The sequence below is a fragment of the Faecalimicrobium dakarense genome, from assembly GCF_000499525.1.
GTDB lineage: Bacteria > Bacillota > Clostridia > Peptostreptococcales > Peptostreptococcaceae > Faecalimicrobium > Faecalimicrobium dakarense.
The window spans coordinates 1-20,969 of the sequence record NZ_HG529232.1; the positions used below are offsets into that span (position 1 = coordinate 1).

The window sequence follows — 20,969 nt, forward strand, 5'->3', positions numbered from 1 at the left end:
TCGTAAAACAATAAAAATATATTGAAAAATAAATAATACATATGATATCTTTAAGTTATAAATAAAATAATATTAAAAGGGGTATGTATTATGGATAAAAGTGCAGGAAAATTTTTATTTAAGGGAATATTATGGATTTTTCAGATAGTACTAGGTATTGTTTTAATATTTGCTTTAGGGGGGCTATTGTTAGGTGGATATAAAATTGGAAATACAGAACCAGGAACTAGAATTATTGATGGATTATCTGGTATAGTATACTTTGGAATGTATTTTATAACTATAAGACAGTTAATACTACTAATTAGAAGTAGTGAAGAAAGCCCATTTATAATTGAAAATGTAAAAAGATTTAAGCTTATGGGAATTTGTATGTTAATAAATTCTATTTTAGAGTGTATAATGGGATATAGAATAGGTAGAGAAAGTGGTATGATAGAAATAATGGCTACTCCAAGTGGAGCATTAACACCTATGATGCTAGTATGTATAATATCATCACTTATGTGCTTTGTAATGGCAGACGTGTTTAAAAGAGCAATACAAATAAAAGATGAAAATGATTTAACTATATAAGGAGAAAACTATGGCAATTATAGTTAATTTAGATGTAATGATGGCAAAAAGAAAAATATCTTTAACTGAATTAGCACAAAAGATAGATATAACTAATGCTAATTTATCAATATTAAAAAATAATAAGGCAAGAGCAGTAAGGTTTTCAACATTAAATGAAATATGCAAAGCCTTAGAATGTCAACCAGGGGATATACTAGAATATATTGAAGATGATGAGGAATGTGGAGAATAAATGATAATAAAGGATAATTTATATGGAGAATTTGAAGTAGAACCTTTAATAGAAGAACTAATAAATAGTAGGGCTGTTCAAAGGCTTAAATATGTGCATCAAGGTGGTGCAAGTTATTTAGTAAATGAAAGTTGGAATGTTACTAGGTATGAACACTCAGTTGGGGTAATGTTATTAATTAAAAAATTAGGTGGAAGTATTGAAGAACAAATTGCAGGGTTATTGCATGATATATCTCATACTGCATTTTCTCATGTAGTAGACTATGCTCTAGATTATGAAGAAGAAGATTATCATGAAAAAATATATAACAAAGTAATAAACGATTCTGATATACCACAAATACTAAACCAATATGGATATGACTACAAAGACATACTGGGCAATGATGAGAAATATACATTACTTGAAAAAAAGGCACCACATCTTTGTGCAGATAGAATAGATTATACTTTAAGAGATATGTATGCTTATAAAAGTATAAATAAAAGTGATATAGAAAAATTTTTAGATTCACTTATTGTAGTAGATAATATGATAGCGATAGATGATATAAAAATTGCTAAATGGTTTGTCAATTTATATTGTAAGGAAGTAACAGAATATTTTATGCATCCGTTAAGTGTATATGGGAATAACTTATTAGTTAATATTATAAAGATATCATTGAAAAATAATATATTATCATTAGATGACTTATTAAAAAACGATAATGAAGTTATGGATATACTAAAAAATAGCGAAAATAAAGAAGTAAAAGACTTATTATATAAATTTAAATCTAATGTAATTCTTAAAGAAGATAAAGTTAGCTATGACATACACCAAAATTTTAAAGTAAGATTAATAGACCCGGAAGTTGAAATTAATAATAGTATATATAAGATATCAGATGTTTGTGAGGAAATTAAAGAAATAAATAAAAATGCTTATAATAAAATAAAAGAAGGTGTATACCTTAAAATTATAAATACACATTAAAGTAAAGTTATATAAAATAAAAAATAGGATGGATATCCATCCTATTTTTTTATTTTCATATCATATGAAGTAGGACCATCTTTATAGTTTGTATAACTAAGCCAAGTTGCTGAATATCCGATATCCTTTGGAGAAGATTGTTCTTCTAAATTACAATATCCATTTGCATATTTAGCTATTAACATAGCAGCAAGTTTTAACCAAGATTTTAAAACTATATTTGCATTATTTTCACAAGCTTTTGTAATGTATTCTATAGAATTCATATGAGAAGTATTTCTGCATTTTTCATCACAACTTTTAATAAAGTCAAAAGACATAATTTCCAGTTTTTTCTGTAAATTAGATATATCATATTCCGTCATTTGTTTATAGTTTAATCTAGCCCAATTACCTACAAAATTAAAAATCCAAAATGCACAATTAGAATCGTATTTTTGAGGAGAGCTAGTTTGATAAGATAAAGGTATGCTAGTAGATTTACTAGAAAATGGAACAAAGCAACTAGTATAAGATACATCAGGTGCAAACCATAATAATCCTTTAGTAGATTCTGGAGCGGACGGCCTTATTTGGCATGCATAAGTATACCCTTGATAAAATATTGATATTGGCCTTTCCCATGCTCCGTAGTATTTTTTATCCTCTGTAATATTATTTTGATTGCCATCATATGGACCTACAAATCTATTAGGGTCATTATATGGTCCAGAAGCCACACCTTTAGTTAAATCAAACTCAGTTCCTTCATAATGGTCACGGTATAGCGAAAAGACATCACTTAGAGTTAGCTTATTTTTAGGCCTAATAGAAAATGGATAATCTCTAGTATATCCATCTTTGACCCATGGACTTAAAAATAAATCTGGATTAACTTTATCAAATATACGCCAAACACGTCTTAAAGAATAATAAGGGTGATTATATTCACCAGGACTTACAGCTTTAAGCCAATCAATAGGACCATCTGAATCTTCCCACCAACCTAGTTTGAAAATTCCAGGATGAAGAAGTTTAGAGTACATAAAATCATCACTATCTTTTAAAATATCACGGATACGAAACTCATTAGCAGCGACAAAAATTTCACCATCAGGAACACGCTTAGCAACCCAAGCAGAATGACATTTTTCATCTGGAAGAGCACACATTTCAAATACCCAAGCTTCATTTTCATCTGCAACTAAAAGTGTTTCTCCAGTTGAATATAGACCGTAATTATCTATAAGTTCTCCCATAACTTTTATTGCATCTCGTGAAGTTTTACACCTTTCAAGAGCTACACGAGATAACTCTTGACTGTAAAATAATCTAATATGTTTTTGAGTATTAATAGATTCATTTTCCGTGACAAATTTAGGTTGATAGTTAGCAGCATTAGTACATTCACCTATCATTAAATTATGTTCATTCATTATTCCATAATTTCCATCAAAGTAAGTGTAAGTATGAGTTACTTGAGGAATATATCCAATTGGATCTGTTTTAGGATAAGAATCCGTATTGTAACCAGGACCTCTATCTTCACTTACAATTCTAGGGTAACGATAATGTTCTGCGAAAATAGGCCTCAGTTGACCAGGCTTGTAATCTTTTTCAGGTACATATATTAGCCTTTGATCACCCATTTCATCATCACAAGAATGTGTAACAATCATTGACCCATCAGCCATAGCGCCTTTAGTAACAATAATAGTAGTGCACATATGAAACCTCCTATAATTAAATTAAAAAATTTTAACAATAGTTATACTATGAATAGCTCACTTGTCCTGTGAACTTAAGGTGCATAAGTTAATATATTATGGAGAAACTTATATAGACAGTTGACAATTTATTAAGTAAGACATATTATAAAATAAAGAAATTAATAATAAATTAAATCCAGTGAAAAGGAGTAGTATCTAAAAAAGATTCAATACAGAAAGTTAAGGGTGATGAGAACTTAACAAGAAAATTTTAGTGAATGGACCTTGGAGGAGTAAAGTGAAATATATAAAATCTAACTGCTAAGCTTTAGCAACGGATCTGGTTTGTAGGTCGTTGGCGATATGAAATGTAGCGCCCACACAGTGGCTTAAGCGAAGCGAATTTTTATACAAATTAGCTTATATCGTGACTGCACGTTATAGCAGACATTAAGAGATGTATACTTAAATTAGGTATATATAATTTAGGTGGTACCGCGGAAAAATTCATCCGTCCTATTGATTTAGGACGGATTTTTTAATACAAAAAATAATAAAACTTTAGGAGGAACTCATGAATAGAATAGGTATAATAGGAGCAATGGATGAAGAAGTAGATATATTAGTTGAATTAATGGATATTAAGGAAACTATAGAAAAAGCAAGTTTAAAATTCTACAAAGGAACATTAGAAGGAAAAGATATTGTTTTAGTAAGATGTGGAATAGGTAAAGTAAATTCAGCATTATGTGCACAAATATTAATAAGTGAATTTAATGTAGATGCAGTAGTTAATACTGGTGTAGCAGGAGCGCTACATGCTGATCTTGACGTTTTAGATATAGTAATATCAACTGATGCAATACAATATGATGTAGATACTACAGCTTTTGGATATAAAAAAGGAATAATACCGAGAATGGAAAGTTCAACTTTCGTAGCTGATGAAAGACTTATAAATGCAGCTTATGAATCTTCAGTATCTGAAAACAAAGGTCATAAAGTTTTAAAAGGAAGAATAGTAACAGGCGATATATTTATAAGTTCTAAAGAACTAAAAGATGAATTAGTAAATGATTTCGGTGGATACTGTGGAGAAATGGAAGGAGCATCTATAGCTCACGTTTGTTCTTTAAACAAAGTACCATTTGTAGTAATAAGAGCAATGTCAGATAGAGCTGACGGAACGGCTGATGTAGTTTATGACGAATTTGTTCAAGTTGCAGCTCATAATTCTAAAGATATAGTTTTAAAAATGTTAAAATCATTATAGGAGGATTTTTAAATGAGTGATAAAAAAATAATATTTAGTGGAGCTCAACCTTCTGGTAAAATGACTCTAGGAAATTATCTAGGAGCTATACAAAACTGGACTAAGCTTCAAGATGAATATAATTGTTTTTATAGTGTAGTTGATTTACATGCTATAACTGTACCTCAACAGGCTAAAGATTTAAGAGCTAACACTATGGAATTATTAGCACAATATTTAGCTTGCGGATTAGACCCTGAAAAAAATACAATATTTATACAATCTCATGTAAGCGCACATACAGAGCTTATGTGGATATTAAATACAATGACATACATGGGTGAATTAAGTAGAATGACTCAATTTAAAGATAAGTCACAAAAAAGTGAAGCCAATTTAAATGCAGGTCTATTTACTTATCCAGTACTTATGGCTGCTGATATACTTTTATATCAAACAGATTTAGTACCAGTAGGAGAAGACCAAAAGCAACACTTAGAGTTAGCTCGTGACCTTGCTAATAGATTTAATAATAGATATTCACCAACATTTAAAGTACCAGAGCCATATATTCCAAAAGAAGTAGGAAGAGTTATGAGTTTACAAGAGCCAACTAAAAAAAATGAGTAAATCAGATGAAGATCAAAATGCATTTATATTATTAGCAGATGATGCAGATACTATAAGAAGAAAAATAAAAAGAAGTGTTACTGATTCAGTAGGTGCTGTTAATTATAGCGATGAACAGCCAGGAATCAAAAATTTACTTGAAATATACTCTAAATTAGATAATAAAAGTATTGAAGAAATAGTAGGGATGTATGAAGGCAAAGGATATGGTATATTTAAAGAAGATGTAGCTGAAGTTATAGTAGAATCTTTAAGACCAATAAGAGATAAATACAATGATTTATTAAATAATAAAGACTACTTAGAAACTGTATATGCAATGGGTGCTAGTAAAGCTGAACAGCAAGCTAGAAAAACACTTAGAAAAGTGTATAAAAAAGTTGGATTAATAGAAAGAAAATTTTTATAAAATTTGCGTCGACCATATTGCCAACAACTTTGGAAAACGGGTCCGTAGCTCAAATAAAACAAAAAGGATTATAGTTGAAATTATTAGTAATAATTTCTCTATAATCCTTTTGTATTTTTAGAACTAATTTATCACATACTACACTTATATGTAATTGTTTCAAAAAGGATGTGATATCTATTAATCATAAAAAGAAAGAAGAAGATGTAATTCCTATAAGTATGAAAGAATTGGATAAAATAATAAATGAAATGTACTTATCAGATGATACTAAAAAAGATTTAGGTTTAATAAAAAGGTATCTAGAAAGACTTATGCTGACTATAGAGAGAAGTAGAATTAGAGAATATATGATGCTAACTGATAGCAAAAGAAGGCTATTTACAATAAATTTTGTAGCAGGTATAGGTAAAGGTTTTGGTCAAGCAGTTGGATTTACATTCCTAGCAGCGATAGCACTTTATATACTTGCTTCATGGGTAGATTTACCTATTATAGGAGAGTATATAGCTGAATTAATTAATATAGTAGAAATCTATAGAGGAAAGAGGTAATAATATGGATGCAAATAAATATAAAAAGGAATTATTAAATGAAAAAGAAAAGATAGAAAAATTAATAATAGAAATGCAAGATAATACTGTATTTGGAAATACAACTAAGCATACTAGTGAAAGATATACATCAGGAGAACTATCAAGCTATGATAATCATTCAGCAGATATGGGTACTGAAGTGTTTATGCAAGATATGCAAAACAGTTTAACTATTCATGAAAGAGGAAAGTTAGATAATATAGAAAATGCTTTATATAAAATAGAAAATGGAACTTATGGAGTCTGTGAACAATGTCATAAAAATATAGATGAAGATAGATTAGATATAATGCCAGAAACCTCACTTTGTGCTCATTGTGCAAAAAATCAACCAGAAACACCTATAACAAGTGGTAAGTATAATCAAAACTTAATTAATAAAGGTGAAAGTTTTTATGATGAAGTTTTAATACAATTAAATGATATAAATGATCCAGCTAAAAGATATAATAATACAAGTAATAGATATAATAAATAAAGTTTATAAGAAAGAAGGAATGTAATATGAAAAAGATATTATATATGATTCCTGTACTATTACTTTTGGTAGTAGGTATGTACTTTCATAATAAAGCAGGCATAAAAGATGAAGAAGTTATAAGTTTAAGTGAAGATATTTTAAATGATTACGAAGATATTATAATAAAACATGGTAATAATGAAGAAAAGTTAATAGCTTTAACATTTGATGATGGACCACATAAAGACTTTACGCCACAAATATTAGGTGTATTAAAAGAAAATGATGTAAAAGCAACATTTTTTGTAGTAGGGGAAATGGTAGATTGGAATTCTGAGATAGTAAAAAGAGAATACAACGAAGGTCATGAAATTGGAAATCATACTTTTACTCATATAAACGTTGAAAAAAGAAGTTATTCTGAAATAAATAAAGAAATAAACCAAACTCAAGAAGCAGTAAAAAAAGTTATAGGAAAAGAGCCAAATTTATTTAGGCCACCATATAGAGCGATAAGTAAAAATATGTGCACTATAGCAAAAGATAAAAATATGAATATAATTTTATGGTCAAATTTAGACCCTAGAGATTGGTCAAACCCAGGAGTAAATTATATAGTAGAAACTATAGTAAATAAAGTGCAAAATGGTACTATAATACTTTTACATGATTATAATAATTCTAAAAATTCAACAACTCAAACTATACAAGCGTTAAAAATAGTTATACCAAAGCTAAAAGAACAAGGCTATAAATTTGTAACAATATCAGAACTTATGAATCATATGGATAAAGATAAGCAAACACAAAATAAGAAATAACAGGCTTCCAATTAGGAAGCTTTTTTTTGTATAATAGTAGTATATAAAAATTTAGGAGGAAAATATATTGTTATATGCGCTAATAATAGTTTTATTAATAGGAATAGATCAATTATCTAAAGTATGGGCTTTAAATTCTTTAAAATACATTGGAAGTATACCTATATTAGAAAATGTATTTCATCTTACGTATGTAGAAAATAGAGGAGCAGCTTTTGGAATGTTTCAAAATAACCAAATGATATTTGTAATAGTTGCACTATCTGCATCTATATTTGGGTTATACTATCTATATAAAAACAAAAATATAAACTTACTAGGAAAAGCTGGAATAATTCTTATAATTTCAGGTGCCATAGGAAACTTAATAGATAGAGTAAGGTTAGGATTTGTAGTAGATTATTTTGATTTTAGATTTATATGGGAATATGTATTTAATGTAGCAGATGTATTCGTAGTTGTAGGAACGATACTTTTATGCGTATATATATTATTCTTTGACAATGAAAAGTAGGTGACAATATGGAAGAAATAAGAGAATTTTTAGTATTAGAAGAAGATGAAGGTGATAGATTAGATGTATACTTGGCAAATGAGTTAGGAGATATGTCTAGAAGCTATATTCAAAAAATAATAAAAGATAAAAAAGTAAGTGTAAATACAAAGATAGAAAAGGCTAAATATTTGGTTAAGGAAGATGATAAGATAATAGTTGAGATACCAGCTCCAAAGCTTTTAGAAGTAACTCCTCAAGATATACCAATAGAGATAGTATACGAAGACAGTGATGTTTTAATAGTTAACAAGCCACAGGATATGGTAGTTCATCCTGCACCAGGTAATTATGACAATACTTTAGTTAATGCAATACTTTATCATTGTAAGGATAAACTATCTTCTATAAATGGAGTTATAAGGCCAGGTATCGTTCATAGAATAGATAAGGATACTTCTGGACTTTTAATGATAGCTAAAAATAATAATGCTCACAACTCTTTAGCTCAGCAACTAAAAGACCATTCTATAACTAGAGAGTATGAATTTATATGCCATGGAGTTGTAAAAGAAGATAAAATAACAGTAGATAAGCCAATAGGTAGAAATCCTAAGGATAGGTTAAAAATGGCAGTTGTGAAGGGTGGAAAACGTGCAGTAACTCATTTTGAAGTTATTGAAAGATATGATAATTTTACACATATGAAGGCTACTCTTGAAACTGGAAGAACTCATCAAATAAGAGTTCATGCTTTATCTATAAATCACCCACTTTTAGGAGATATTGTTTATGGTCCTAAAAATACTAAATTTAAATTAAAAGGTCAAACACTACATGCTAAAAAGTTAGGATTTATACATCCAACTAGTAAAGAGTATGTTGAATTTGATTCTAAATTATCAAAATATTTTGAGGATATAATTGCCAAAATAAAATAATTCTTGCAAAAAACATTTCGAGACTATATAATTAAGGGTAAATAAATACCTTTAAATGATACAGAGATATCATAAGGCAAAAGTGAGTAATATATTTGTATATTTTGATACATACAAGCTTCTTGTCTTATGATAAGGAGCTTTTTAGATTTGAGCAACGGACTCAGTCGTTGGCGACATGAGCGAAGCGAATTTTTAAAATTTAACTTAAAATACTAGGAGGTCAGAAATGAGAGAAAAGGCCCAATTAATGGATGAAAAAGCAATCTCAAGAGCAATAACAAGGGTAAGTCATGAAATCATAGAAAAAAATAAAGGTGTAGAAGATATAGTTTTAGTAGGTATAAAAACTAGAGGTTTACCTATTGCAGATAGAATATCTAAAAAGATAGAACAAATTGAAGGAACAAAAGTTAACACAGGTGAAGTAGATATAACTTTATATAGAGATGATTTAAAAGAAGTAGATATTGACCCAATTCTTAATGGATCAAAAATAGATTTTAATATAGATGATAAAATAGTTATCTTAATAGATGACGTTTTATATACAGGAAGAACAGTTAGATCAGCACTAGATGCTATTATGGATATAGGAAGACCAAAATCAATTCAATTAGCAGTTTTAGTAGATAGAGGGCACAGAGAATTGCCAATAAGAGCTGATTATGTAGGAAAAAATGTTCCTACATCAAGACATGAGATTATATCGGTAAAATTAGTTGAAACTGATGAAGAAGACTCAGTAACAATAAAAGAATAGACACATAGACTATAAAGAGTTTATATTGCCTTTTAATTCAGTACAGAGATACTGAAAAAGGGAGATTTATATCTCCCTAAAATTATATTTGGGAGGTTTTTTTATGAAAAAAACAGTAATGTCATTACAACATTTATTAGCAATGTTTGGAGCTACAGTATTAGTACCAATATTAACAGGGTTTAATCCAGCAGTTGCAATATTTTGTGCAGGAGTAGGTACTTTAATATTCCATTTTTGTACAGAAGGAAAAGTACCAGTATTCTTAGGTTCAAGTTTTGCATTTATACCAGTTATATTAGCAGCAAAAGAAGCCTCTGGTGGAGATTTAGCTTACGCACAAGGTGGAATAGTAGTAGCAGGTATTATATATGTAATTATGTCATTTTTAGTTAAGATGGTGGGAGTAGATAAAATAAAAAAATATTTCCCAGCTCAGGTTACAGGAGCAATGATCGCTGTAATAGGACTTAATTTATTACCAACAGCATTTGATATGGCATCAAATAATATATTAATAGCACTTATTACTTTATCAATAGCACTACTTATAAATAAGTTTGGTAAAGGATTTATAAAGCAATTAGGGATATTAATAGCAGTAGTTTCAGGATATTTAATATGTCTATCAATGGGGATTATAGATAAATCTACAATAATAAATGCACCATTACTTCAAATACCAGCATTCACTATGCCAAAGTTTAGCTTAGAGGCTATCGTTTTAATAGCACCAGTTGTTCTAGCGGTATTTATGGAACATATAGGAGATATGACAACAAATGGAGCTGTTGTAGGTAAGAATTTCATAGAAAATCCAGGATTAAATAAAACTTTATTAGGAGATGGGCTAGCTACAATAGTAGCAGGGCTTTTAGGAGGACCAGCAAATACTACTTATGGAGAAAATACAGCAGTACTTGCAATAACTAAAAACTATGACCCATCATTATTAAGAAGAACAGCAGTATTTGCAATACTACTTTCATGTATTGGTAAGTTTGGAGGATTTTTACAAAGTATACCAACAGCAGTCATGGGAGGAATAAGCATCATACTGTTCTCTATGATAACTTTTGTAGGGGCAAAGACTGTGAAAGATAGTGATTGTATAAAAAATAAAAATAATATAATAATAATAGCAACTATAATGTTAATAGGCTTAGGAACTACTTACTTAGGGAACAAAGGTATAACAATAGGAATACCTATAACTCAAAGTGTAACTATAACAGGACTTAGTTTATCAGCTATAGTAGGCATTGTATTAAATAGAGTATTAAACAATAAAGACTTTAAAAATAATGAAACTGAGAATGTAGTAGAATTAAAAGTTACGTCAATATAAATAAAAAAGCACTTATTATAATTTTATAATAGGTGCTTTTTTTATTTTATTAAAAAAATATAAAATTATTATTTTAAAACAAATACAAAATATGGTTAATTATTTTAAAAATAAAATATAAAAATCGACAAAAAATAAAGTTAAAGATAGAAAATATGAATTAATATTTTTACATAGGGAAACTTAACAATAAAAAATAAAATAAAAAATATAGACAGAATTTAATTTTTCTTGTAAAATAAAATTCTGTTGGCGAACGAACTTTTTAAAAAGCGCAATAAAGTTCATGAAAATGAAACTTAGGAGGACATTATGAAATTTAAAAAACTATTATCAATAGCAACATCTGTGTTAGTATCTACAGCTTTATTAACAGGATGTTCTTCAAACTCAAAAAATAAAGAAGAAAAACTTTCAATAGGTATTGTTTTAGGTGAAGGTAGTATAAATGACCAATCATTTAATCAATCTACTTGGGAAGGATTAAAGAAGGCGGAAAAAGATTTTGGGATTGAGGTTAAATACTTAGAATCAAAGCAAAAATCTGATTACTTACAAAATATAGAAACTTTAATAGATCAAGATACAAGTTTAATAATTGGAGTTGGATATCAGTTAAAAGAATCTATAGCTGATGCATCAAAAAATTACCCAGACCAAAAGTTTGCTATAATGGATGAAACATATGATAAAATCCCAGAAAATGTAGTTCCTGTAACTTTTAAAGAAGAAGAAGCAGCATATCTAGCTGGTGTAATAGCATCTAAAATGTCTAAAACTAATACAGTAGGATTCATAGGTGGATTACCTGCTCCATCTGTTGTTAAATATCATTATGGATTTAAATATGGGGTTACAACTACAAATAAAGACGCAAAAGTTTTAGAACAATATGCAAATACTTTTACTGATCAAGCAAAAGGAAAATCTATAGCTAAACAAATGTTTGCATCAAATGCTGATATAATATTACCAGCAGCAGGAGATACAGGAGTTGGAACAATAGAAGCAGCTAAAGAAAACAACAAGCTTGCAATAGGTATAGATAGAGATCAAAACTACTTAGCTGAAGAAAATGTTATAACATCAGCATTAAAGAAACTAAATGTAGCATCTTATGACTTAGCTAAAGAATTAGTTGAAGGTAAATACAAGGGTGGACAAGGTAAAGTTTATGGATTAAAAGAAGATGGTGTTGGATTATCTGAAAATACATCTAAGCATGTTCCTAAGGAAATTTTAGATTATGTTAATATACAAAAAGAAAAGGTATTAAAAGGAGAAATATCAGTACCTAAGAGTGAAGATGAATACAATAAATTAGTAAAATAAATATAAATTTTTTATAAAAACTAAAAGCCATAAATTTGATATGATATCAAATTTATGGCTTTTTTATTTTTAAATATAATAATTGTATCTTATATTAAATATAGTTCATAAATTAAAATGTATAACTTTTTAATTTATGAACTATATTTGAGGGAATAGGGGGGAGTAACCATGAAAAAAGATAAAAATTATTTGAATGAAGTTTGGTATAACAAGATATTTTATGATTATATTTTAAGGCAATATTATTCTTTAAATAGTATTAATAACTATAAAAGAAGTGAGAATAAAATAGATATATCAGGACAGTGGGCAACAAACTGGGGAACTATGAAGCTAGTACAAGAAGGAAATAAAGTCGTTGGAACTTATGAATGGGATAATGGAAAAATAGAAGGAATATTAGAAGGATATAACTTTAAAGGAACTTGGTCAGAACCACCAACTTATAAATGTCCAGATCTTAAAGGGGGACTCGATTTTAAGTTTTCTGTTACAGGACAAAGTTTTGAAGGTAGTTGGTCGTATTGTGATTTAAAGGAAGCTGGAGTATGGATGGGAACAAAAATAACTCAACCAGAAGTAAATAGTGTGAATGGCTCATGGACAATTGATAATGGATTATTACTTTTAGAGCAAGGTAACGGAAAGATCGATGGAACTTATATAGAAGGATTAAATGAAAATTCTATTAGATTAAATGGAGATATTGTAAAAAATGATAGTATAAATAAATTCGTAGTAGATGGTGAATGGATTAAAGCACCTACTTATGATTGTCCAGAGAATAAAGGAAAGGTATATATGGAATTTGATATACCAATAAATAATACAAAGCTATATTTATTAGATTGTGATGGAAATATAGATAAAAATAAAGTATTTGAAGGAAGTAGAATAGCTGGCCCAAAGCCATTAAATGTAGCAGGAATTTGGAACACTAATGTTGGAAAGATGGAGTTTACTCAAAATGAAGGAATGGTAATAGGTTCATACAGGCAAGGGAAGGCTAATATAGAAGGAAGAATATTAGGTAATGTACTTATAGGTAAATGGTATGAGGCAGGTAATTATTCTTGCCCATATGACAGTGGTGATGTACAGTTAATATTTGCAACTAATGCAACTGTTTTTGAAGGTTATTGGGCATATTGTAATGAAAAATTTAGTGGTAATAAGAAATGGGAAGGGGTAAGAGTTAATTAATTATGGATGACAAAGTAACATAGATAGTGGAATTAGTTATTATATTAAAATGTATGGCTTTTTAATATAGTGACTATATTTAAGGGAATAGGGGGAATAATCATGAAAAAAGATAAAAATTATTTGAATGAAGTTTGGTATAACAAGATATTTTATGATTACATTTTAGGGCAATATACTTCCTTAAATAGTATTAATAACTATAAAAGAAGAGGAGATAATTTAGATGTATCAGGTCAGTGGTCAACAAATTGGGGAATTTTAAAATTAGCTCAAGAAGGAAATGTGGTTACTGGAAATTATGAATGGGATAATGGTAGATTCGAAGGAACAGTAGATGGATATAATTTTAAAGGAACTTGGATGCAAGCACCAACTTATGAATGCCCAGATCTTAAAGGGGAATTAGAGTTTAAGTTTTCTGTCACAGGCAAAAGTTTTGAAGGTACCTGGAGATATTGTGATTTAACAAAAGGTGGAGTATGGGTGGGAGCGAAAATAACTAAACCAGAAGTGAATAGTGTTGATGGCTCATGGACAATTAATAACGGGTTATTACTATTAGAGCAAGGAAATGGAAAAGTTGATGGAACTTATATAGGAGGGTTAAATGAAAATCCTATTAGATTAAATGGCGATATCAAAAAAAATGATAACTTAAATAAATTTATAGTAGATGGTGAATGGGTTAAAGCACCAACTTATGATTGTCCAGAGGATAAGGGAAAGTTATATATGGAGTTTGATATACCAATAAATAATGCAAAAATATATTTATCAGATTGTGACGGAAATATAGATAAAAATAAAGTCTTTGAAGTAAGTAGAATAGTTGGTCCAGAGCCGTTAAATATATCAGGTGATTGGAATACAAATATTGGAGACATAAGATTTATTCAAAATGGAGGTGTAGCAATAGGCTCATATAAGCTAGGAAAGGCCAGTATGGAAGGACGAATAATAGGTAATGTATTCATAGGTAAATGGTATGAGGCTGGTAGTTATTCTTGCCCGTATGATAGCGGTGATGTTCAATTAATATTTACAAGTAATGCAAAAATTTTTGACGGATATTGGGCATACTGTAATGAAAAATTTAGTAGCGATAATAGATTGGAAGGGGTAAAGATTACTTAAGTGTGAATAATAAGAAAATTTAGGAATTATGCAAAAATAACCGTTTGAAAATTAATTTCAAGCGGTTATTTTAAATGCTGAAGGATTATATATTATCTAGTTTATTGATAATCTATTCTTTTATCTTTAATTTTGCGACTAATTCTTCAGTTGGCGTAACATATACAGTAGAATTAGTTTCATAAATTACCATACCAGGTTTAGCTCCGTTAGGTTTTTTGATATTTTTCTTTTTAGTATAATCAACAGGAACTTGAGCAGACATTTTAGATTTACTAAAATATGCTGCAAGCATAGCACCTTCAAATATTGCTTCATCACTAACTTTTTTACCTTCTGTTTTAATAATAACGTGAGATCCAGGTATATTTTTAGTGTGCATCCAGATATCATTATTGTCTGCAATCTTTAAAGTAAGATGATCATTTTGCTTATTGTTTTTTCCAACAAGAATTTTAAACCCATCAGAACTTATAAATTCGTGAGGTTTTGTAGTAAGCTTAGTTTCTTTATTAGTGTTTACTTTTTTATTATTTTTACCTTTAAGTTTTAGATATCCCACCCTAGAAAGTTCTTCTCTTATATCTAAAAGTTCAGCTAAATTTTCGCAGTTTTCTATACTCAAGATAATATTTTCTAAGTAGTTAATTTCATCATTAGTTATTTCCATTTGATGAGCAAGTTCTTTTTTAGCAGTTTTCATTTTAGAATACTTCTTAAAATACTTTTGTGCATTTTCAGAAGGAGTAAGATTTTTATTTAAAGATATAGTTACATTTTTATATTCTGGGTCATAGAAATTAGAAACCTCAACATTTTCCATTCCTTTTTCTATCATATAAATATAAGAGGTTATTAGCTCACCTTTAATTTTAAATATGTCTGCATTTTCAGATTCTACTAATTCTTCTTCTTGCTTGTGTAATTTATTGTAAAGTCTATCAAGTTTAATAGATATACTTTTTCTTAAATCAGAAGATCGTTGATGAATTCTATCTTTTATATCTTTAGTTCTATAATAATCTTCTAGTACTTTTGACATACTTTCATTGTTTATAAATGATAATTCTTTAAATAAAGTTAAATCAATACAGCTAAAATCTATAACTTTATCTATATCTTCATTAATAACAATACATGGATGATATCTATTATTATTTATATTATTAAATAAATTTGAAAATTCATTGTAAAGTGAATCAAATTCGCTAACACTACAATCCGTAGAGTTAAGTTTTTCATCTACATTAGCTCTAAAACAAATTTCCTTAGCAACAATAGGACTTATACCTAGAAACTTAGAGTATATAGACTTAAAAATTGGACCCTCAAAGCCATTTAAAGAAGTTATAAAACTCTCTTTAGATATATTATCAAGTGGATTAAGTTTATCCTGAGAAGGAGGTAAAATGTAAGTTACACCAGGTAATAATTGACGAACTCTACTTACACTAAAAGGAATTCTTTTAGCAGAATCTATAACTTTATTATCTAAAGCGTGGGTAAGTATTATATTACTGTGTCTTCCCATTATTTCTACATATATATCCTTAGTAGTTTTTTCTTTTAGTTCATCAAAAGATTCAACGCTAATTTTTATAATTCTTTCGAATCCAACTTGAGATATTCCTACTATAATTCCGTTTTGGATATATTTTCTAAATAACATACAAAACATTGGTGCACTTATTGGGTTTTCTTTTTTATAATTTTCTGCAAGGTATACCCTAGGATTAGAAGCACTAGCGCTTAGTACTAATTTAAAATTTTCTTTATTATTTCTTATATGTAAAACTAATTCATCATTTTCAGGTTGATGAACTTTATCTACTTTACCACCTAAAATTTTTGATGATAATTCATTTACTATAGAATGTATAACTAAACCATCTAAAGCCATGATATCACTCCTTTCATAAACGTAGTACGTTATAAACTAATTATTACATAATATATATATATTGTGAATAGTTAGCTTTATTTAATCAAATTTTTAGTCTAACATTTAATATATTTTTTAACTTAATAAAATTTCCTTTTCTAAGTGAAATATTGTATAATTATAAGTTAGAGATTAAAAATAAAAGGGGAGATATTATGAAATTTTGGAAGTTGCATGGAATAGGAAATGATTTTATTGCTATAGACAAAAGATTTGATCAAAAATCATCCTCAAGCTACTCTAATTTAGCTAAAATTGTATGCCATAGAAGGTTTTCAGTTGGAGCAGATGGTTTATTAATTGTTAAAAATTCTAACAGAGCGGATGTAGAAATGGTATACTATAACTCAGATGGATCAAGAGCTGCAATGTGTGGAAATGGACTTAGATGTTTTGTAAAATTTGTTTATGATAATAATATAGTTACTAAAGAAGAGTTTAGTGTAGAAACATTAGATGGTATTAAAAATATAAAATTTAATATAGAAAATAAAACTATAAAAGTAAATATGGGGAGATATAGTTTTAAATCTAATGATATTTTACTAGATAACAATAAAGATAAATTTATAAATGAAAAGATTAAAATTTTAGATAAAGAATTTAATATAAACTTCGTACTAATGGGAGTACCTCATGTAGTAATATTAGTCGACAAATTAGATAAAGAAGAAGTATTCAAATATGGGAAAGAAATAGAAAATCATAATATATTCCCTAATAAAACAAATGTAAATTTTGTTAATATAAATGATTATAAAAACATACATGTTCATACATGGGAGCGTGGATGTGGATATACACTAGGATGCGGAACAGGAATGAGTGCATGTGCAGTGATTTGTAATTATTTAAATAAGGTAGACAAAAATGTGAATGTCACATCTGAAGGTGGATGTGTAAAGATAGATATAGAAGATTTTGTTTATATGACAGGACCTGCTGTAAAAATATGTGAAGGAAACTTGGAGGTATAAGATGGCTGTAAGTATGACAGGATTTGGAAGAGGAGAATTTAAAGATGATAACTACTATTTTTTAGTAGAGTGTAAAACTATAAATCATAAATATGCAGATATAAATATTCGTCTTCCGAGAAAGATATCATTTTTAGAAGATAAGGCAAGAAACTTAATTAAAGATCACATTAAAAGAGGAAGAGTTGACTTATACATAAAACTTGACTTCTTAGGTAGCGAGGATGTAAACTTAAAGTTTGATGAAACGTTAGCTACTCAATATGTAGGTATATTAAAACAAATTAAAGAAAAATTTGATTTAGTAGATGATATAAGTGTTATGAACGTAGCAAAGTTTCCTGATGTAGTAAAAAGCGAAGAAAAAGAAGAAGATGAAGATTTACTATGGTCAATGTTTAAAAAAGCATTAGAAGAAGCGTTGGTAAAATTAAAAGAAATGAGAAGTGAAGAAGGAAAGAAATTAGCAGAAGATATTGTAATGAGATGTGACCTTCTTAAAAATTATATTGAAGAAATCGAAAAGTACTCATATAATGTTGTTATTGACTATAAAGAGAAGTTAAATAATAGAATAAGTGAGATTTTAGAAAATCCTAGCATAATAGATGAAAATAGACTGGCTCAAGAGGTTGCAATATACGCAGATAAAAGTAGTATAACTGAAGAGATAGTTAGATTTAATTCTCATATAGAACAACTTAAAAAGACAGTTGTAAAAAATGAATCAATAGGAAGAAAAATAGACTTTTTAATTCAAGAAATGAATAGAGAGACTAATACTATAGGCTCAAAATCATCAGATTTAAATATAACTAACTTAGTTGTTGAAATAAAAAGTGAATTAGAGAAAATAAGAGAACAAATACAAAATATAGAGTAGATAGAAATAAAAACTATAACATAGATTCTAATAAAAATGAGAAACATTTGTATAATGAGAAAGGAAGATATTAATGCTTAAGAGAAAAGGGCTATTATTAGTTGTATCAGGGCCATCAGGTGCTGGAAAAGGTACTATATGTAAAGAGTTATTACAAAAAAATGAACAGATAAAATTATCAGTATCAGCAACAACGAGGAAACCAAGAAATGGAGAAGTTGATGGAGTAAATTATTTCTTTATAGAGAAAGAGAAATTTACAGATATGATAGGAAAAGGTGAGTTTTTAGAGTATGCTCAAATTTATGATAATTTTTATGGTACTCCAAAAGCAGCTATAATAGAATGCTTAGAAAATGGGCAAGATGTTGTATTAGAAATAGAAATGCAAGGAGCTAAGCAAATAAAAGAAGTTTATCCTGAAGGAGTGTTTATATTTGTACTTCCTCCATCTCTTGAAGAACTAAAAAGTAGAATAGTTGGAAGAGGAACAGAAACAAAAGAAGAAATAGATAAAAGATTCAGCTGTGCATTTGAAGAAATAAATCAAATAGTAAATTATGATTACTTTGTAGTAAATAAAGATGTAAAACAATCAACGAAAGAAGTAGAAAGCATAATAGTAGCTGAAAAAAATAAAGTTACTAGATATAAAAATAATATAATAGAAAAGTTTAAGGAGGAATTATAATATGTTAAAACCATCAATCAATGAAGTATTAAACAAAATAGACAATAGATACTACTTAGTAGGTACTGTTGCAAAAAGAGCTAGAGAAATAATAGACGGTGCAGACATCTATGTTTATAATAGACAAAATGAAACTAAGCCAGTTAGCATAGCTACTCAAGAAGTTGCTGAAGGTGAAATAACTTATAGATTATTAACACAAGAAGAAATAGATATAGAAGAAGCTAAAAATCACGCAGAACAAAGACAATCAGTAGAAGAGGAGTAATCCAAATGCTTAAAAATAAAACTGTTGTAATTGGTGTAAGTGGCGGAGTAGCCGTATATAAAGCACTAGATGTTGTAAGTAGGCTAAAAAAATTAGGCGCAAATGTGCGTGTTATAATGACTAAGTCAGCGACTGAATTTGTTACTCCACTATCATTTCAATCTTTAAGTCAAAACTATGTAGTTTATGACATGTTTGAAGAGCCAAAAACTTGGGATGTAGAACATATATCACTAGCTAAAGCTGCAGATGTATTTTTAATAGCACCGGCAACTGCTAATGTAATAGGGAAAATGGCAAATGGAATAGCTGATGATATGCTTACAACAACAGTTATGGCAACAAAAGGAAAAGTATTAATAGCACCAGCTATGAATACTAATATGTATGAAAATCCTATAGTTCAAAGAAATATAAGCACATTAAAAGAACTAGGATATGAATTCGTTGAACCTGAAAGTGGTAGACTTGCTTGTGGGGATATTGGTAAAGGAAAGTTAGCAACTCCAGAAGATATAGTAAATCAAGTTGTCAAATTACTTACAAAAGAAAAAGATTTAAGTGGTAAAAGTATAATAGTTACTGCAGGACCAACAATGGAAAGTATAGATCCAGTAAGATATATAACGAATAGATCAAGTGGAAAGATGGGATATTCAATAGCAAGTGAAGCTATAAGTAGGGGAGCTGATGTAACTTTAATATCAGGACCTACAAATATAAATCCACCACAAAATCTTAAAAAATTAATTAGAATAGAAACAGCTCAAGAAATGTATGATGCAGTTATAAATAATATGGATGAGAATCAAGTAATTATAAAAAGTGCAGCTGTGGCGGATTATAAGCCTAAAAATTATTCTAATAAAAAAATCAAAAAAACTAATGATGACTTATTTATAGAATTAGATAGAAATAAAGATATCGCTTATGAAATAGGAAAAGTTAAAAATGATAAAATATTAGTTGGATTTGCAGCAGAAACTAATGACCTTATAGAAAATGCTAAAGGTAAAGTTAAAAAGAAAAACTTTGATTTTATAGTAGCAAATGATTTAACTAAAGAAGGTGCAGGATTTGGAGTTGACACTAACATAGTAAAAATCGTAGATAAGGATGGAAACATTACTGAATACCCAAAAATGAAAAAAGAAGAAGTAGCTAACGTTATTTTAGATAAAGTTAAATTACTACTTGAAAGATAAGCATCTATTTAATAGATGCTTATATTTTTTAAGTACAATAAAATTATATTTTATTTGATTTATGGAAAAAATATAATTTTCAGAAACTAAGTTTGAAAAACGAGTTTTAAATTATAAATAACAGTATTATAAAAA

Annotated in this window: 21 protein-coding genes, 1 pseudogene and 1 other annotated feature; of the genes and pseudogenes, 20 read left to right on the top strand and 2 right to left on the bottom strand. The window is 28.4% G+C overall.

Annotated elements, in window-relative coordinates:
* The first annotated feature begins 90 nt into the window (after positions 1–90).
* Genes BN899_RS01000 through BN899_RS01010 form a run of 3 tightly spaced genes read left to right on the top strand, consistent with a single transcriptional unit; the run spans position 91 to position 1,792 of the window.
* On the top strand, positions 91–576 hold the full coding sequence (locus tag BN899_RS01000; protein WP_052356481.1) for a DUF2975 domain-containing protein: 486 nt from the start codon (positions 91–93) through the stop codon (positions 574–576).
* Between the two features lie 10 nt (positions 577–586).
* A complete protein-coding gene (locus tag BN899_RS01005) occupies positions 587–811 on the top strand; it encodes a helix-turn-helix domain-containing protein (RefSeq protein WP_042271679.1) in 225 nt (74 codons plus the stop codon).
* Positions 812–1,792 carry an HD domain-containing protein gene (locus BN899_RS01010; RefSeq protein WP_042271682.1) on the top strand — a complete coding sequence of 327 codons (981 nt, stop codon included), beginning with the start codon at positions 812–814 and terminating at the stop codon, positions 1,790–1,792. It abuts the gene before it with no gap.
* 41 nt (positions 1,793–1,833) lie between these two features.
* Here the strand turns inward: BN899_RS01010 and BN899_RS01015 are convergent, their stop codons facing one another.
* Positions 1,834–3,498: a dipeptidase gene (locus BN899_RS01015; RefSeq protein ID WP_042271685.1), complete on the bottom strand. Its 1,665-nt coding sequence runs from the start codon at positions 3,496–3,498 to the stop codon at positions 1,834–1,836.
* Positions 3,499–3,670: 172 nt separating this feature from the next.
* Positions 3,671–4,002 (top strand) — a binding site (T-box leader).
* A 52-nt stretch (positions 4,003–4,054) separates the two neighbouring features.
* Between BN899_RS01015 and BN899_RS01020 the strand changes: the two genes are divergently transcribed.
* From BN899_RS01020 to BN899_RS01075, 12 genes and pseudogenes are all read left to right on the top strand, one after another.
* On the top strand, positions 4,055–4,753 hold the full coding sequence (locus BN899_RS01020) for a 5'-methylthioadenosine/adenosylhomocysteine nucleosidase (RefSeq protein ID WP_042271687.1): 699 nt from the start codon (positions 4,055–4,057) through the stop codon (positions 4,751–4,753).
* A gap of 12 nt (positions 4,754–4,765) precedes the next feature.
* Positions 4,766–5,771, top strand: a pseudogene (gene trpS / locus BN899_RS20730) (tryptophan--tRNA ligase).
* 170 nt (positions 5,772–5,941) lie between these two features.
* Entirely contained in the window at positions 5,942–6,325 is a 384-nt protein-coding gene (locus tag BN899_RS01030; protein WP_052356482.1) for a DUF5665 domain-containing protein, read from the top strand.
* 4 nt (positions 6,326–6,329) lie between these two features.
* The gene (locus BN899_RS01035) at positions 6,330–6,845 is read left to right on the top strand and encodes a TraR/DksA C4-type zinc finger protein (RefSeq protein ID WP_042271689.1); all 516 of its coding nucleotides are present in this window, start codon (positions 6,330–6,332) and stop codon (positions 6,843–6,845) included.
* A 26-nt stretch (positions 6,846–6,871) separates the two neighbouring features.
* The gene (locus BN899_RS01040; protein ID WP_042271691.1) at positions 6,872–7,648 is read left to right on the top strand and encodes a polysaccharide deacetylase family protein; all 777 of its coding nucleotides are present in this window, start codon (positions 6,872–6,874) and stop codon (positions 7,646–7,648) included.
* A 67-nt stretch (positions 7,649–7,715) separates the two neighbouring features.
* Complete coding sequence (gene lspA / locus BN899_RS01045) at positions 7,716–8,162, top strand: signal peptidase II (protein ID WP_042271693.1); 447 nt, start codon at positions 7,716–7,718, stop codon at positions 8,160–8,162.
* An 8-nt stretch (positions 8,163–8,170) separates the two neighbouring features.
* Positions 8,171–9,082, top strand: a complete 912-nt coding sequence (locus tag BN899_RS01050) for an RluA family pseudouridine synthase (protein ID WP_042271696.1) — start codon at positions 8,171–8,173, stop codon at positions 9,080–9,082.
* A gap of 229 nt (positions 9,083–9,311) precedes the next feature.
* A complete protein-coding gene (gene pyrR, locus BN899_RS01055) occupies positions 9,312–9,845 on the top strand; it encodes a bifunctional pyr operon transcriptional regulator/uracil phosphoribosyltransferase PyrR (protein ID WP_042271699.1) in 534 nt (177 codons plus the stop codon).
* Positions 9,846–9,948: 103 nt separating this feature from the next.
* A complete protein-coding gene (locus tag BN899_RS01060) occupies positions 9,949–11,193 on the top strand; it encodes a uracil-xanthine permease family protein (protein ID WP_042271702.1) in 1,245 nt (414 codons plus the stop codon).
* A gap of 312 nt (positions 11,194–11,505) precedes the next feature.
* A complete protein-coding gene (locus tag BN899_RS01065; RefSeq protein ID WP_042271705.1) occupies positions 11,506–12,525 on the top strand; it encodes a BMP family lipoprotein in 1,020 nt (339 codons plus the stop codon).
* A gap of 171 nt (positions 12,526–12,696) precedes the next feature.
* Positions 12,697–13,731 (top strand): hypothetical protein, encoded by a 1,035-nt coding sequence (locus tag BN899_RS01070; RefSeq protein ID WP_042271708.1) that lies wholly within the window; start codon positions 12,697–12,699, stop codon positions 13,729–13,731.
* A 102-nt stretch (positions 13,732–13,833) separates the two neighbouring features.
* Positions 13,834–14,868: a hypothetical protein gene (locus BN899_RS01075; protein ID WP_042271711.1), complete on the top strand. Its 1,035-nt coding sequence runs from the start codon at positions 13,834–13,836 to the stop codon at positions 14,866–14,868.
* Positions 14,869–14,980: 112 nt separating this feature from the next.
* On the opposite strand, the gene BN899_RS01080 is transcribed toward BN899_RS01075, so the two are convergent.
* Entirely contained in the window at positions 14,981–16,768 is a 1,788-nt protein-coding gene (locus BN899_RS01080) for an Rqc2 family fibronectin-binding protein (protein WP_042271714.1), read from the bottom strand.
* Between the two features lie 197 nt (positions 16,769–16,965).
* Between BN899_RS01080 and dapF the strand changes: the two genes are divergently transcribed.
* The 5 genes from dapF (at position 16,966) to coaBC (ending at position 20,834) form a co-directional block, all read left to right on the top strand.
* Positions 16,966–17,787: a diaminopimelate epimerase gene (dapF, locus tag BN899_RS01085; protein ID WP_042271717.1), complete on the top strand. Its 822-nt coding sequence runs from the start codon at positions 16,966–16,968 to the stop codon at positions 17,785–17,787.
* 1 nt (position 17,788) lies between these two features.
* Positions 17,789–18,670: a YicC/YloC family endoribonuclease gene (locus BN899_RS01090; protein ID WP_042271720.1), complete on the top strand. Its 882-nt coding sequence runs from the start codon at positions 17,789–17,791 to the stop codon at positions 18,668–18,670.
* 73 nt (positions 18,671–18,743) lie between these two features.
* Positions 18,744–19,361 (top strand): guanylate kinase, encoded by a 618-nt coding sequence (gene gmk / locus BN899_RS01095; RefSeq protein WP_042271723.1) that lies wholly within the window; start codon positions 18,744–18,746, stop codon positions 19,359–19,361.
* Position 19,362: 1 nt separating this feature from the next.
* Complete coding sequence (gene rpoZ / locus BN899_RS01100; protein ID WP_042271726.1) at positions 19,363–19,629, top strand: DNA-directed RNA polymerase subunit omega; 267 nt, start codon at positions 19,363–19,365, stop codon at positions 19,627–19,629.
* A 5-nt stretch (positions 19,630–19,634) separates the two neighbouring features.
* Positions 19,635–20,834, top strand: a complete 1,200-nt coding sequence (gene coaBC / locus BN899_RS01105) for a bifunctional phosphopantothenoylcysteine decarboxylase/phosphopantothenate--cysteine ligase CoaBC (protein ID WP_042271729.1) — start codon at positions 19,635–19,637, stop codon at positions 20,832–20,834.
* The last annotated feature ends 135 nt before the right edge of the window (positions 20,835–20,969 follow it).

What these genes read in the sequence shown, in the direction of transcription:
- BN899_RS01070 (WP_042271708.1), top strand. Translation starts at nt 12,697, where the DNA reads ATGAAAAAAGATAAAAATTATTTGAATGAAGTTTGGTATAACAAGATA.
- BN899_RS01075 (WP_042271711.1), top strand. Translation starts at nt 13,834, where the DNA reads ATGAAAAAAGATAAAAATTATTTGAATGAAGTTTGGTATAACAAGATA.
- BN899_RS01090 (WP_042271720.1), top strand. Translation starts at nt 17,789, where the DNA reads ATGGCTGTAAGTATGACAGGATTTGGAAGAGGAGAATTTAAAGATGAT.
- pyrR (WP_042271699.1), top strand. Translation starts at nt 9,312, where the DNA reads ATGAGAGAAAAGGCCCAATTAATGGATGAAAAAGCAATCTCAAGAGCA.
- coaBC (WP_042271729.1), top strand. Translation starts at nt 19,635, where the DNA reads ATGCTTAAAAATAAAACTGTTGTAATTGGTGTAAGTGGCGGAGTAGCC.
- gmk (WP_042271723.1), top strand. Translation starts at nt 18,744, where the DNA reads ATGCTTAAGAGAAAAGGGCTATTATTAGTTGTATCAGGGCCATCAGGT.
- BN899_RS01005 (WP_042271679.1), top strand. Translation starts at nt 587, where the DNA reads ATGGCAATTATAGTTAATTTAGATGTAATGATGGCAAAAAGAAAAATA.
- BN899_RS01065 (WP_042271705.1), top strand. Translation starts at nt 11,506, where the DNA reads ATGAAATTTAAAAAACTATTATCAATAGCAACATCTGTGTTAGTATCT.
- BN899_RS01035 (WP_042271689.1), top strand. Translation starts at nt 6,330, where the DNA reads ATGGATGCAAATAAATATAAAAAGGAATTATTAAATGAAAAAGAAAAG.
- dapF (WP_042271717.1), top strand. Translation starts at nt 16,966, where the DNA reads ATGAAATTTTGGAAGTTGCATGGAATAGGAAATGATTTTATTGCTATA.
- rpoZ (WP_042271726.1), top strand. Translation starts at nt 19,363, where the DNA reads ATGTTAAAACCATCAATCAATGAAGTATTAAACAAAATAGACAATAGA.
- BN899_RS01080 (WP_042271714.1), bottom strand. Translation starts at nt 16,768, where the DNA reads ATGGCTTTAGATGGTTTAGTTATACATTCTATAGTAAATGAATTATCA.
- BN899_RS01050 (WP_042271696.1), top strand. Translation starts at nt 8,171, where the DNA reads ATGGAAGAAATAAGAGAATTTTTAGTATTAGAAGAAGATGAAGGTGAT.
- BN899_RS01020 (WP_042271687.1), top strand. Translation starts at nt 4,055, where the DNA reads ATGAATAGAATAGGTATAATAGGAGCAATGGATGAAGAAGTAGATATA.
- BN899_RS01000 (WP_052356481.1), top strand. Translation starts at nt 91, where the DNA reads ATGGATAAAAGTGCAGGAAAATTTTTATTTAAGGGAATATTATGGATT.
- BN899_RS01040 (WP_042271691.1), top strand. Translation starts at nt 6,872, where the DNA reads ATGAAAAAGATATTATATATGATTCCTGTACTATTACTTTTGGTAGTA.
- BN899_RS01060 (WP_042271702.1), top strand. Translation starts at nt 9,949, where the DNA reads ATGAAAAAAACAGTAATGTCATTACAACATTTATTAGCAATGTTTGGA.
- BN899_RS01015 (WP_042271685.1), bottom strand. Translation starts at nt 3,498, where the DNA reads ATGTGCACTACTATTATTGTTACTAAAGGCGCTATGGCTGATGGGTCA.
- BN899_RS01010 (WP_042271682.1), top strand. Translation starts at nt 812, where the DNA reads ATGATAATAAAGGATAATTTATATGGAGAATTTGAAGTAGAACCTTTA.